11 protein-coding genes are annotated in these 12,641 nt (G+C 44.9%); 10 read left to right on the forward strand and 1 reads right to left on the reverse strand.

Annotated features, from left to right (window positions below; translation table 11 throughout):
- Positions 1-10: 10 nt before the first annotated feature.
- From uxaC to C7S20_RS10475, 10 genes are all read left to right on the forward strand, one after another.
- Positions 11-1,414 (forward strand): glucuronate isomerase, encoded by a 1,404-nt coding sequence (gene uxaC, locus C7S20_RS10430; protein WP_107012421.1) that lies wholly within the window; start codon positions 11-13, stop codon positions 1,412-1,414.
- Positions 1,415-1,454: 40 nt separating this feature from the next.
- Entirely contained in the window at positions 1,455-2,495 is a 1,041-nt protein-coding gene (locus tag C7S20_RS10435) for a sugar kinase (RefSeq protein WP_107012422.1), read from the forward strand.
- A gap of 11 nt (positions 2,496-2,506) precedes the next feature.
- Positions 2,507-3,175 (forward strand): bifunctional 4-hydroxy-2-oxoglutarate aldolase/2-dehydro-3-deoxy-phosphogluconate aldolase, encoded by a 669-nt coding sequence (locus C7S20_RS10440; RefSeq protein WP_107012423.1) that lies wholly within the window; start codon positions 2,507-2,509, stop codon positions 3,173-3,175.
- A 21-nt stretch (positions 3,176-3,196) separates the two neighbouring features.
- Positions 3,197-4,225: a sugar kinase gene (locus tag C7S20_RS10445; RefSeq protein ID WP_107012424.1), complete on the forward strand. Its 1,029-nt coding sequence runs from the start codon at positions 3,197-3,199 to the stop codon at positions 4,223-4,225.
- A 105-nt stretch (positions 4,226-4,330) separates the two neighbouring features.
- Positions 4,331-5,308 carry a TRAP transporter substrate-binding protein gene (locus C7S20_RS10450; protein ID WP_107014191.1) on the forward strand — a complete coding sequence of 326 codons (978 nt, stop codon included), beginning with the start codon at positions 4,331-4,333 and terminating at the stop codon, positions 5,306-5,308.
- On the forward strand, positions 5,305-5,775 hold the full coding sequence (locus C7S20_RS10455; RefSeq protein ID WP_107012425.1) for a TRAP transporter small permease: 471 nt from the start codon (positions 5,305-5,307) through the stop codon (positions 5,773-5,775). Before C7S20_RS10450 ends, C7S20_RS10455 begins: the two co-directional genes overlap by 4 nt.
- Positions 5,772-7,061 (forward strand): TRAP transporter large permease, encoded by a 1,290-nt coding sequence (locus C7S20_RS10460; protein WP_107012426.1) that lies wholly within the window; start codon positions 5,772-5,774, stop codon positions 7,059-7,061. Before C7S20_RS10455 ends, C7S20_RS10460 begins: the two co-directional genes overlap by 4 nt.
- A gap of 32 nt (positions 7,062-7,093) precedes the next feature.
- Positions 7,094-8,539: a tagaturonate reductase gene (locus C7S20_RS10465; protein WP_107014192.1), complete on the forward strand. Its 1,446-nt coding sequence runs from the start codon at positions 7,094-7,096 to the stop codon at positions 8,537-8,539.
- A gap of 25 nt (positions 8,540-8,564) precedes the next feature.
- Positions 8,565-10,181: a UxaA family hydrolase gene (locus tag C7S20_RS10470; RefSeq protein WP_107012427.1), complete on the forward strand. Its 1,617-nt coding sequence runs from the start codon at positions 8,565-8,567 to the stop codon at positions 10,179-10,181.
- 14 nt (positions 10,182-10,195) lie between these two features.
- Positions 10,196-11,383: a Gfo/Idh/MocA family protein gene (locus C7S20_RS10475; RefSeq protein ID WP_107014193.1), complete on the forward strand. Its 1,188-nt coding sequence runs from the start codon at positions 10,196-10,198 to the stop codon at positions 11,381-11,383.
- Here C7S20_RS10475 and C7S20_RS10480 read toward each other — a convergent pair.
- A complete protein-coding gene (locus C7S20_RS10480; RefSeq protein WP_107012428.1) occupies positions 11,370-12,419 on the reverse strand; it encodes a LacI family DNA-binding transcriptional regulator in 1,050 nt (349 codons plus the stop codon). The genes C7S20_RS10475 and C7S20_RS10480 overlap by 14 nt on opposite strands.
- Positions 12,420-12,641: the final 222 nt, after the last annotated feature.

Consider the following 12,641-nt stretch of genomic DNA (forward strand, 5'->3'; position numbering starts at 1 on the left):
CAAACCATACATGAAGAAAAAAACCTTTATAAAAGACAATTTTTTGCTGCAGAACGAGGCGGCGGAGAAACTATACCAGGAGTACGCGGCAAATCAGCCTATTATCGATTACCACAACCACCTGCCTCCGAAGGATATCGCCGAAGACCGTAGTTTTGATAATATCACGCAGGTTTGGCTCTATGGGGATCACTACAAATGGCGAGCCATGCGGACTTTGGGTATCGATGAAAAATATATTACCGGCGATGCCAGCGATAAGGAAAAGTTCTTAGCCTGGGCCAAAACGGTACCGCATACCTTGCGAAACCCGCTATTCCACTGGACGCACCTGGAGCTCAAAAGATACTTCGGAATTGATGAATTGCTGAACGAAGAATCGGCAGAACGGATTTACGGAGAGGTGAACCGGCAATTGCAATTGCCGGAGAATTCCTGTCGCGGGTTGCTGAAAAAGATGAACGTGGAGACGGTTTGTACTACCGAAGATCCTACCGATACCCTGGAATATCACCAGCAACTGGCCAAAAGCGATTTTGATATCAAGATGAGCACCGCCTTTCGCCCCGATAAAGCCATTCTCATTGATGCGGAAGGCTATAATGCTTACCTGGACAAATTGTCCGATGCCGCAGAGGTTTCCATCGATTCTTTTGATAACCTGAAAAAAGCTTTGCGCAAACGCATCGAAAATTTCCATGAGAACGGCTGCAGGCTTTGTGACCACGGACTCAATTTTATCTCTTTCGAAGAATTTACCGATGCCGAAATTGAGGATATCTTCAGTAAAAAGCGAAAAGGTGAAGCGGTTTCAGAACTGGAAGCTGAAAAGTTCAAGACGGCGATTTTGCTGTTTTTGGGAAAAACCTACCACAAATTTGGCTGGGTGCAACAATTTCACCTGGGAGCCCTGCGCAACAATAACAAAAGAATGCTGAAGGAACTCGGCCCCGATACCGGTTGGGATTCCATCGCTGATTTTAAACAGGCTGAAAATCTTTCTGCGTTCCTCGATGCCCTTGATGGTCAGGATAAACTGACCAAAACCATCCTTTATAATTTGAACCCTTCCGATAATGAGATCTTTGCCACTATGGTTGGTAATTTCAACGACGGCAGCGTGAAAGGTAAAGTACAACTCGGTTCGGGCTGGTGGTTCCTCGATCAGAAAGACGGCATCGTCAAACAACTCAACGCCCTCTCCAACATGGGGCTGGTAAGCTGTTTTATTGGAATGCTTACCGATTCACGCAGCTTTTTGTCATTTCCACGGCACGAATATTTCCGCAGGGTGCTTTGTAACCTCTTCGGGACTGAAATGGAGAACGGCGAATTACCCATGGATTTTGAACTGGTAGGCAGGACCATTGCCGATATCAGTTACCATAATGCCAAAGAATACTTTGATTTTTAATAAATAACGAAACTAATTTTATAAAACTAATTACAGATATATGAAAAAAGTAGTGACATTCGGTGAGATCATGCTTCGTTTGGCACCTCCTGAATATTTGAGATTTTCACAGGCTAACAGTTTTGATGTGGTGTATGGTGGGGGGGAGTCCAACGTGGCTGTTTCCCTTGCCAATTATGGCGTGCCGGTAGATTTTGTGACCCGTTTGCCAAAAAATGACATTGGGGAATGTGCCCTGATGGAAATGCGTAAAAGAAACGTTGGAACCGATAAGATCATCTTTGGCGGCGACCGCCTTGGTATCTACTTCCTCGAAACCGGGGCTGTGAACCGCGGAAGTAAGGTGGTCTATGACCGTGCTCATTCGGCTATTGCGGAGATCCAAAAAGGAATGATCGATTGGAAGAAAGTCTTTGATGGAGCTGAATGGTTTCACTGGACCGGCATTACCCCGGCTATTTCGCAGGGAGCAGCCGATGTGTGCCTGGAGGCGGTGAAAACTGCCAAAGAGAAGGGACTTACCGTTTCTACCGATTTGAACTACAGGGCGAAATTGTGGAAATATGGCGTAGAGCCTGAAGCCATTATGACCGAGCTTACCTCATACTGTGATATCATCCTCGGAAATGAGGAAGACGCTGAAAAACACTTCGGAATAAAACCTGAAGGACTGGACATTACGACCCAGGGTGAGAATGTAAAGGCTGAAGCTTTCTTATCTGTTTGTCAGCAGATGATGGAGAAATTCCCGGATGCCAAGAAAGTGATCACCACGCTTCGTGGTTCCATTTCAGCATCGCACAACACCTGGGCCGGAGTGCTTTATGACGGCGAGACCATGTTCAAATCTCCGGAATACAATATCACTGATATCGTTGACCGCGTAGGAGGAGGCGACTCTTTCATGGGAGGTTTGATCTACGGATTGCTTCAGTATCCTGATGATGATCAGAATGCGCTGAATTTTGCCGTAGCAGCTTCCGCATTAAAACATACTATCAAGGGAGATGCGAACCTGGTCACTGTAGATGAAGTGAAGAAACTAATGGGAGGAGACGCTTCCGGGCGTGTCTCCAGATAAAATAATCAGATATGGCTCAATATTCAAGATTGGAAGTAGCCGCGGTGATGGAAGACATTGGGATGGTGCCCCTGTTCTTTCATTCTGACGTGGAATTAGGAAAAAAAGTGCTGAAGGCCTGCTACGACGGCGGTGCCCGTTTGTTGGAATTCACTAGCCGCGGGGACTTTGCCTTTGAGGTTTTTGGCGAACTGAACAAATACGCGATCAGGGAACTGCCCGGGATGATCCTGGGAGTAGGTTCGGTGACCGATGCTGCAGCGGCTTCCTTATATATGCAGCTGGGTGCGAATTTTATCGTGACGCCGGTGCTACGGGAAGACATCGCGGTGGTTTGCAACCGAAGAAAAGTATTGTGGTCTCCGGGTTGTGGAACGCTTGGCGAAATTGCACGTGCCGAGGAACTGGGTTGTGAGATCGTAAAGCTCTTCCCGGGAGATATCTACGGACCTCAGTTCGTAAAAGGCATTAAAGGTCCGCAGCCATGGACGAGTATTATGCCTACCGGTGGGGTATCTCCAGATGAGGAAAACCTCAAGGGCTGGTTCAATGCCGGCGTGACCTGCGTTGGAATGGGTTCCAAGCTTATTTCCAAAGAGATCCTCGCAAATAAAGATTTTGACAAACTTCAGCAAATGGTAAAAGAAACGCTGGGGTTGATCAAAAGGCTTAAAAAATAAATTCATTCCCTAATTCAATTGATGCAGCAGAAAACCGAAGAAAAGAAAAAGGTGGTCACTTTTGGCGAAGTGCTCATGCGCCTGTCGCCTTCCGAGAACCGGAAGTTGCAACAGGCCACGCACCTCGATTTTTTCTTCGGCGGGACTGAAATGAATGTAGGTGCTTCGCTGGCGTACTTTGGAATGAAGGTTCAGCATATCACCAATGTCTCCAACGACATAGTAGGGGAAGCCGCAATTTCAACCCTACGGAAATTTGGAATAGATGTTTCCGAAGTAAAAAAAGTAGAGCATCCGCTGGGAATTTATTTCCTGGAGGTGGGTTCGGCAATGCGTTCCAGCCAGATCGCTTACAACAGGTTGCATAGTTCCTTTGCCAATATTAGTCCCGAAAGTGTGGATTGGGAGGGCATTCTGGAAGATGCAGGTTACCTGCACTGGGCGGGAATTTCCCCGGCAATTTCAGAAGGAGCATACCAGGCGCTTAAAAGAGGGCTGGAGATCGCCAGAGAAAAAGGTATTATTGTTACTGCAGATCCTGCCTATCGAAGCAATCTGTGGAAATACGGAAGGAATAGTCAGGATGTTCTGGCCGAACTGGTCAGTCTTTCCACCATTTTTATAGGTGGTGTCAACGAGATCAACGAGCTCCTTGGTACTGAATATGAAATTGATGAAGAAAGTTTTATTGCTGCCAGCAAAGCGCTCATGAAGGCTTTTCCTTCCATAGAAAAGATCTTTGATAAAGTGCGTAATAGCGTGAGTTCTTCCTGGCAAAAGATCTACGGCCGGGGCTGGACCGATAAAAAATACATCACCAGCGAAGAACTGGAGATAAGAGATGTAGTAGACCGTATTGGTACCGGCGATGCTTATGCAGCCGGAATTCTTTACGGATTGCAGCATTTTGAGGACGATCAACAGGTGCTGGATTTTGCCAATGCCGCCTGTGCTTTGAAACATACTCATGTGGGAGATGCTAATTTGGTAAGCGCAGAAGAAGTTCTCGAGGTGGTAAACGGAAATGTGAGCGGCAGGATCAAGAGATAATAATTTTAGAAAATTGACAATGAATATTCAATATAGAATTTGCCCGGCCTTTTCGGCAGCAGTTCCGGCTGTTTCAGAGCAGTACAAAAACGAGGGAGAGAAAGAATGCTAAAATTTTCAAAGGTATTTATAGTTGTGTTTTTAGCATCCCTTTTTATAGGCTGCCAAAACGACTCAAAGGTCAAGGTCATCAAACTGGGCCATGGGCTGGATGTTACACATCCCGTGCACAAGGCGATGGAATTCATGGCCAAACGCCTTAAGGAAAAATCACACGGAACGCTACAGATCGATATTTATCCTAACCAGCAATTAGGATCTGAAAGAGAGACCCTGGAACTCCTTCAAATAGGAAGTTTGGGAATGACAAAGGTTTCCACAGGAGTTCTCGAAAATTTTGCGCCAAGACTGAAGGTTTTCGGCCTGCCTTTTCTTTTCAGGGACCGGCAGCATCGTTTTAATGTGCTGGAAAGCGACATAGGGGAAAGTCTTTTAAATGAAAGCGTTCAAAATCGATTGAAAGGCCTCACTTTTTACGATGCCGGGAGCCGGAGTTTCTATACCAAAGTGCCGGTCTATAACCCCGATGATCTAAAGGGCCTGAAATTGCGGGTGATGGAAAGCCAGACCGCCATTACTATGGTCAATCTTTTAGGCGGTTCGCCCACCCCCATTTCCTGGGGAGAACTTTACACCGCCTTACAGCAGGGGATCGTGGATGGAGCAGAGAATAACCTTCCGAGCTTCTATCTTTCCCATCATTACGAGGTCTGCAAGTTTTTTATCACCGATGAACACACCGCGCTGCCCGATGAACTCTTAATAAGTACCATTGTATGGGACAAGCTTTCGAAACAGGAACAAAAGTGGGTGAAGGAAGCCGCGATGGAATCTTCAGAATATGAGAAAAAGATCTGGCATGAAGCTGAACTCCATGCGCTGGAAGAGATCAAGAAAGCCGGGGTGAAAGTGATCGCTCCCAATAAGGAACCTTTCCGCGAAAAAGTGCAGCCTATGTATGAAGAATTTAAGAAGAATCCGGAGATGAGGAAAACTATCGAGGCAATTCAAGCGATGAAATGATGAAACAAAAATTAGATAAAATATTAGGAAATTTTCTGGTCATTTTGATGGTTTGCATCGTTATAGCCGTGCTCTGGCAGGTTTTCTCACGCTATGTTTTACACTCTCCGAGCTCCTATACAGAAGAGATCTCCAGATTTCTTCTAATTTGGATTGGGGTTTTGGGTGCCGCATATGCTTCCGGGCAGCAGGAGCACCTTGCAATCAATATTCTGCCACCAAAGCTGGATGAAAAGAACCGGATAAGATTACGTGTTTTTATCAATATACTTATAATACTTTTTTGCTTCGTGGTGTTGATTATCGGCGGGGGAAACCTGGTGTATATGAACTATGATCTTGGACAAACTTCGGCAGCTTTAAGCCTGCCTTTATCTTTCGTGTACCTTGTGGTTCCCCTCAGCGGAATCCTGGTCATTGTTTATAAAGTCAACGAAATCATCAACGCTAAAACATTCCTGGCATGATCGTAGAAATCCTCATACTTGTTATCTCCTTTCTTATACTTTTAAGTATTGGAGTGCCTGTCGCCTGGTCTATCGGAATTTCCTGTTTGCTGACCATGCTGGTTTCCATAGATTCTATCCCCGCTTTTACAACGGTAGCACAACGAATGGCCACAGGCCTGGACAGTTTTTCGCTGCTGGCGATCCCCTTCTTTATTCTGGCGGGACAGATCATGAACCGGGGTGGTATTGCCACCCGGCTTATCGCCTTTGCCAAGGCACTCATTGGTTCGCTTCCTGGCGGCCTTATTTATGTGAATGTGATCGCAGCCATGCTTTTTGGAGCCATTTCAGGATCGGCTGTTGCAGCGGCTTCAGCGATTGGTGGTATTCTGGGCCCTCACATGGAAAAAGAAAATTATTCCAAAGAATTTGGCGCAGCCATAAACATCACCTCTTCTACCACAGGGCTTGTAATCCCTCCATCGAACGTCTTGATCGTTTATTCCCTGGCCAGTGGTGGAGTTTCCATAGCCGCTTTGTTCCTGGCGGGTTATATTCCTGGAATTTTAATGGGGCTTGCACTCATGCTAACGGCAACTTTCTGGATAAAAAAGAAAAAATATCCCCGGGGCGAGAAAAGCGGATTGTCAAAAACTTTTAGAACTTTTGTGGAGGCGCTTCCAAGTTTACTCTTGCTGGTAATCGTAATTGGAGGAATCGTATCGGGAGTTTTTACTGCTACTGAAGCATCAGGCATTGCGGTGCTTTATACCCTTGTATTATCAGCATTGTACAAAGAAATCGACCGCAAAAGCCTGTACCAGGTGTTCCTGAATTCGGTAGTTACCACTGCCATTGTAATGTTGCTTATAGCGACATCCATGAGCATGTCGTGGGTAATGTCTTTCGAGAATATTCCGCAGTCGGTGAGTAAAGCTTTACTGGCACTTAGCGACAACAAATACGTAATTCTCCTTATCATCAACCTGTTGTTGCTATTTGTAGGGACATTCATGGATATGACTCCGGCGGTGCTTATTTTTACTCCCATCTTCCTCCCTGTACTGGAGAATCTTGGAGTGAGTCCTGTGCATTTCGGTATTATGATGGTAATGAACCTTTGTGTGGGGCTATGTACCCCTCCGGTTGGCTCAGTACTTTTTATCGGCGTGGGAGTCGCGAAAACAACAATTCAGAAGATCATGAAGCCTTTACTGCCGTTGTATGTGGTGATGGCTATAGTATTATTACTCGTCACTTTTATCCCTCAAATCAGCCTTTGGCTGCCTCGTTTGTTTGAATAACCTATAATTCCGAAGAAATGGAAAAGATCAAAATGAAAAAATTAAATAGAAAAAATACAGGATTCGACCAAAAACTGCCCATTAAGGTGGTACAGTTTGGAGAAGGGAATTTCCTGAGAGCCTTTGTGGACTATATTATCGATAAGCTTAATGCGGAAGCAGATTTTAATGCCGGAGTCGCAGTGGTTCAGCCTTTGGCCGGCGGCCTGGTAGATAAGCTCAACGAACAAGATGGCCTGTACAACCTCTTTATGAAAGGAGTGAAAAAAGGGCAGCAGATTGAGGAAAAGAGGACCATTACCTGTATCCAGAAAGGGATCAATCCTTATAAAGATTACCAGGAATTCCTGAATTTGGCCAAAGAACCTGAACTTTCCTTTATAATTTCGAATACTACTGAAGCCGGCATCGCCTATGATGAAAATGACAAGCTGAAGGCTTATCCTCACAAGAGTTTTCCGGCAAAAGTGACCGCATTGCTCTATGAGCGTTTCAAACACTTTAACGGGGAGAGGAAGAAAGGCTTGACGATCATTCCCTGTGAGCTCATCAATTACAACGCAGATACACTGAAAAGCATCATCCTTAAATTTGCCGATCTCTGGAATCTCGACGAAGAATTTGTTCAATGGATTGGGCAGGCGAACGACTTCCATAATACCCTTGTTGACAGGATCGTTCCTGGCTACCCAAAAGATGACATAGAATCTTACCAATCTCAGTTGCAATACGAAGACCAGCTGATCGTTTCAGCCGAAGTATTTTTGCTCTGGGTCATTGAAGGTGACGAAAAACTGAAACAGAAAATTCCTTTTGACAAAATTGATGAAAATATACAGGTTGTAAAAGATATGCAGCCTTACCGAACAAGAAAAGTGCGCATCCTAAACGGGGCACATACCGCCATGGTTCCTTTTTCCCTGCTTTACGGCAATGAAACCGTCAAGGAAACTATTGACGATGAATTCACCGGCGAATTTGTACAAAAAGCTGTTTTCAACGAGATCAATCCTACTTTAGACCTTTCCGAAGAAGAGCTGAAAAGCTTTGCCGATGAGGTTTTTGATCGTTTCAGGAATCCTTTTATCAAGCATCAGCTTGCCAGCATTGCCCTGAATTCCATTTCAAAATTCAAGGTGCGGGTGCTGCCGAGTTTGCTGGCATACCAGAAGAAATTTGATAAGCTGCCCGTACATCTCACTTTTGCCCTGGCGTGTTTACTGCGCTTTTACAAAGGGGAATGGAGAGGAAAGGCCCTACCCGTAAACGATGATCAGGAGGTGGTGAATGAGATCAAAAAGATCTGGGAGCTCAACAGCTATAAAGAAATTGTTGAGGAGATCCTTGGGAATGAAAGTTTTTGGGGTGAAGATTTAACTAAAGTGCCGGGGCTAAAAGAAAAGACCATTCAGGCGCTTGATTTGATAGAACTGAAAGGAGTAGAGGAGGCTTTCCGCAAATTCCAGGAAACTGCCTAACCAGTAACCTTTAAAAAGAAAGATTATGCAAAAAAAACTGATAAAGGTCCATCCCGGTGATAATATAGCTATTGCGCTTGTTGACCTGTGGAAAGGTGACCAGCCGGAGTTCGAAGGGGAAAAAATAAGCATTCTTGCCGATACCAAAGCCAAACACAAGATCACTCTTGTTGATCTGGAACCCGGCGACAGCATCTATATGTACGGAGTGCTGGTGGGAAAAGCTGTATCCAAGATTCGGAGAGGAGAAGTCCTTACCGTGACAAATATCAAGCATGAAGCCGATTCTACTGCAGGAAGAACTGAAACGCTAAAGTGGAAAGCTCCCGATATTAGCAGGTGGAAAGATCGTACTTTTATGGGATATCACCGGCCAGACGGCCAGGTGGGAACCAATAATATCTGGTTGTTTTTTCCGCTGGTGTTCTGCGAGAACCGCAATGTGGAACTGCTGAAGGAGGTTTTTGAAGCTGAACTTTCCTTCAAAAAGGCTAAGAAACAAAGACAACTTCTGCGTAATCTCATAAGCGGGGAAGATATCCAGGCTTTTGATGAGGAGGCTGGGGAAGACCGTGAAATTTTTTCGAATATCGAGGTGAAATTCATCACGCATCAGGGCGGTTGCGGTGGAATTAGACAGGATGCCGTAGCGCTTTCGAAGCTTTTGGCGGGTTATGTCAACAATCCGAATGTAGCAGGAGCAACAGTGCTGAGTCTGGGCTGCCAGAACTTGCAGGTAGATATCTTTAAAAATGCGCTGAGCGAGATCAATGACAATATTCAAAAACCTGTGCTGATCTTTGAACAGCAGCAGGAAGGAACGGTAGATGATATGCTTAATAAGATCATTAAAGAATCTTTTGAAGGCATTCGTAAAGCCAATGAAATTCAGCGAAAACCGGCGCCTTTGAGCAAGCTCAAGATGGGTCTGGAATGTGGAGGTTCTGACGGTTTCTCCGGAATTTCGGCGAATCCTTCTCTTGGTTACGCGTCTGATCTTCTGGCGGCTCTGGGAGGTTCCCCCATTCTTTCGGAATTTCCTGAACTGTGCGGTGTAGAGCAGGAACTGGTAAACCGATGTGTTGACGATGCTACTGCCGATCGCTTTCTGGAATTGATGAGGGCCTATGAAAAAGCCGCCATTGCTTCAGGCTCTGGCTTCGACATGAATCCTTCTCCCGGAAATATCAAAGACGGCTTAATAACTGATGCCATGAAGTCGGCCGGAGCAGCCAAAAAAGGCGGAACCTCGCCCATTGAAGCTGTATTGGATTACGGGGAATACGTGACCAAAAATGGTTTGAATTTGCTTTGTACTCCCGGGAATGATGTGGAGAGTACGACAGCCCTGGTAGGATCGGGTGCCAATATTGTTGTTTTTACAACTGGTTTGGGAACACCTACGGGTAATCCGGTCGCTCCGGTAGTGAAGGTGGCTTCCAATACAATACTTGCCAGGAGAATGCCTGATATTATTGATATTGACACCGGTGCTGTGATCAGGGGCGAAAAGAGCATCGAAGAAATGGGCGAAGAGATCCTGGAATACGTCGTAAAAGTTGCCAGTGGAGAGATCCAGTCCAAAGCCGACCAACTGGAGCAGGATGATTTTATTCCGTGGAAAAGGGGAGTATCTCTTTAAAAAACCTTTCAGAAATGAACAAAAAGACGATTCGTGCGGGGATTATAGGTTCTGGTTATGCTTCAGGCTTTCATATGGATGCCTTGCAAAGACTTACCAGTGCCAACGTGGAAGTAGTAGGCGTTTACAGCCGGAATTCAGAAAACCGGAACAATTTTGCACATAACAGGAATATCAGGGCCTTTGATTCCCTGGAAGGATTGATCGAAGCTTCGGAAATCCTGCATTTGTGTACCCCGCCTGTAAGTCATGAAGCCATTGCTATTGCCGTACTGGACCAGGATAAAGATGTGATCATTGAGAAACCGCTTACCGGTTACTTCGGGGAAGAGGAAGAGGATTTTAACGGGGATACTTTTCCGCGGGAAAAAGGCCTGGAAAAGGCAATGGAAAGCATTAATCGTATGCTGGCAGCAGAAGAGAAGAGCAAGGGCTCTATAATGTATGCTGAAAACTGGGTCTATGCTCCGGCCATTCAGAAAGAACGGGAAATCCTGGAGAAAACGAAGGCCCAGGTGCTGTGGATACAGGCAGAGCAAGCTCATTCGGGTTCACATTCTTCTGCCTACGGAAAGTGGCAATTTTCCGGAGGTGGCTCTCTAATGGGTAAAGGCTGCCATCCCTTAACGGGTGCTGTTTATCTTAAGCATGTTGAGGGGCGGGTACGCTTCGGAAAACCTATTCGTCCCAGGTCAGTTTCTGCCCGAACGCATGCGATCACCAGAATGGAAAATTTTCAGAATGAAGGTCATTTGCGCGATTCCTATACCGACGTGGAAGATTATGCGAATATTCACGTCACCTTTGAAGACGGTACCATCGCAGATATCCTGGCGAGCGAATTATTACATGGAGGAGTAAAGAACTACCTGGAAGTTCATGCGAACAACCACCGCAGCATCTGCAATCTTACACCTAACAACGCCATGCAAACCTATAATCCCGTTGAAGAGAACTTCAGGGATATTTATGTGGTGGAAAAAACAGGAACGAAACAAGGATGGTCTAATATTTCACCAGATGAAGCCTGGTTTAATGGCTATCAGCATGAAATGGATGCTTTTTACGCTTCTGCTGTTAGCGGAGATCCCGTAGAAAGCAACAGCCATTTGGCCGCCGATGTCATTGCGACTATTTACGCCGCCTATATTTCCGCTGAAAGGAAAGGTGTGGAAATTTCTGTTCCTTCTATGCAACAGTAGGTATGGCTTTCCCAATTCGGTTTGAGGAATCCCTGATGCAAAGTTCAGGAGTAAGTACTACCTTTTTTTCGATGGTAAGAGTTTGTTTTCCCTTTACTTGTTCCAGAAATACCTGAGCGGCAATTTTGCCCATTTCCAAAGGAGTTTGATCTACCGAACTCATGGGTAGTTCCATATATTTCGTGAATGGTTCGTTACTGAAACCAACTACACAAACGTCTTCCGGTATCCTGACCTTTCTCCTTTTTAATTCCTGAATGGCCCCGAGTGCCGCGTAATCTCCCGCCGAGAAAATTGCGTCGGGTTTATCTTCCAACTCCCATAATTCTGAAATTGCAGAAGCGCCGGATTCTATTTTACTGTTTACCTGAATAATGTATTCTTTACGAATGGGCAGGCCATGTTTTTTTAGGGCCGCCATATAGCCGTCACACCTGTTTTTATAAATATCGAGGTTAAGATCTCCTGAAAAATGGACAATTTTAGTACAACCCTGATTGATAAGGTGTTCTGTGGCTGAAAAACCTCCATTAAAGTCATCAATGGTTACTGAACTGAAGCCGGGCAGGTCTTTTTTACGGTCAAAGAATATAAGAGGTGTCTTTTCCTGGAGAACCTTCTGGATATGGCTGGTGTCCTGTGTGGTTTTTGATATCGACATGAAAATTCCGTCAATCTGTGTGTTGAGCAACGTATTGATCTGTGTGATCTCGTTGGTAACATCTTCGTGGCTCTGACAGATGATGACGTGGTAACCATGAGGAGATAGTTCTTCTTCTATACCGCGAATCACCGAAGAAAAGAAGTTCCGATCTATATAAGGCACAATTACACCTACATTATTTGTCTTTCCGCTTTTTAAAGCCTGGGCCAGGCGGTTTTGCTTGTAATTCATAGCTGCTGCAGTCTTTAGCACCAGCTCTTTTGTTTTAATGCTAATCTTGGGGTTATCGTTAAGGGCCCTGGAAACAGTTGCGGCACTGATATTCAGTTTTTCTGAAATATCATAGATGGTCACTTTGTCCTTTTCATTCATGAAAGAAATTTATAAAAAGATTGCACAGATGCAATCGATTGAATCAAATGCAAGATATAAAAAAAATTAAAATTTCATATTTTATTGGAAAGGTTTGAATTTAGAGGTTTTTCAATACTTCAAATTCTTAAAGTATTCGGTGGTTTTTTTCATTTTTGGCAGAAAAAACAAATTTCTTTTGCATGATTAAAAATTATTTATACTTTAGTGCAATCGATTACA

Origin of the sequence: Christiangramia fulva (genome assembly GCF_003024155.1) — a bacterium.
Lineage (GTDB): Bacteria > Bacteroidota > Bacteroidia > Flavobacteriales > Flavobacteriaceae > Christiangramia > Christiangramia fulva.

Excerpts from the sequence above, each read along its gene's own strand:
- C7S20_RS10435 (WP_107012422.1), top strand. The coding sequence starts at position 1,455 with ATGAAAAAAGTAGTGACATTCGGTGAGATCATGCTTCGTTTGGCACCT.
- C7S20_RS10455 (WP_107012425.1), top strand. The coding sequence starts at position 5,305 with ATGATGAAACAAAAATTAGATAAAATATTAGGAAATTTTCTGGTCATT.
- uxaC (WP_107012421.1), top strand. The coding sequence starts at position 11 with ATGAAGAAAAAAACCTTTATAAAAGACAATTTTTTGCTGCAGAACGAG.
- C7S20_RS10440 (WP_107012423.1), top strand. The coding sequence starts at position 2,507 with ATGGCTCAATATTCAAGATTGGAAGTAGCCGCGGTGATGGAAGACATT.
- C7S20_RS10465 (WP_107014192.1), top strand. The coding sequence starts at position 7,094 with ATGAAAAAATTAAATAGAAAAAATACAGGATTCGACCAAAAACTGCCC.
- C7S20_RS10445 (WP_107012424.1), top strand. The coding sequence starts at position 3,197 with ATGCAGCAGAAAACCGAAGAAAAGAAAAAGGTGGTCACTTTTGGCGAA.
- C7S20_RS10480 (WP_107012428.1), bottom strand. The coding sequence starts at position 12,419 with ATGAATGAAAAGGACAAAGTGACCATCTATGATATTTCAGAAAAACTG.
- C7S20_RS10470 (WP_107012427.1), top strand. The coding sequence starts at position 8,565 with ATGCAAAAAAAACTGATAAAGGTCCATCCCGGTGATAATATAGCTATT.
- C7S20_RS10460 (WP_107012426.1), top strand. The coding sequence starts at position 5,772 with ATGATCGTAGAAATCCTCATACTTGTTATCTCCTTTCTTATACTTTTA.
- C7S20_RS10450 (WP_107014191.1), top strand. The coding sequence starts at position 4,331 with ATGCTAAAATTTTCAAAGGTATTTATAGTTGTGTTTTTAGCATCCCTT.
- C7S20_RS10475 (WP_107014193.1), top strand. The coding sequence starts at position 10,196 with ATGAACAAAAAGACGATTCGTGCGGGGATTATAGGTTCTGGTTATGCT.